Raw genomic sequence first — 504 nt, 5'->3', positions numbered from 1 at the left:
GCGTTGGCATTGGCCGAATCGGTGTTGTACTTCTTCGGCTTCTGTGCCGACTGGGCGCCGAAGAACGCGGCGTAGTCGGTGTTCTTGCAGTGCACCAGCGGCATGAAGCCGAGGTCACTGAGTTCTTTTTCACGACGGTCGGTGATGGCCACCTCGGTGGGGCACTTCAGCGCCACTTCACCGTCGTCGGTACGGAAGGTATGGGTCGGCAGGTCTTCGACCAGGCCACCACCTTCCACGCCCCGGATGGCCGCACACCAGCCAAAGCTCTCTAACGCCTGGGTCAGGCGCGCGCCCATGGCGTAGGCGGTGTTGCACCACAGGAACTTGCTGTGGTCGGCCGCTTCGATCTCCTCGACGAAGTTGAAGCCCTCGACCGTGGTGCCATCCTTCGGGTTGTACGGCAGCCGGCCCAGGAAGCGCGGCATGGTCAGGCCGACGTAGCGGCTGTCTTCGCTCTCGCGGAACGACTTCCACTTCGCGTACTCGACCGTGTCGAACACC

General features: G+C 63.3%; 1 protein-coding gene. It reads right to left on the bottom strand.

Annotation, left to right across the window (positions count from 1 at the left end; all coding sequences use genetic code 11):
- A partial coding sequence (tssC, locus tag AC2LB6_RS24630; protein ID WP_490095477.1) for a type VI secretion system contractile sheath large subunit occupies window positions 1–504 on the bottom strand: 504 nt, incomplete at both ends.

This window comes from Pantoea sp. RCC30.1, assembly GCF_058148845.1.
Note: the sequence above shows the minus strand (reverse complement) of the source record. Positions and strands in the feature narration are given on the sequence as shown.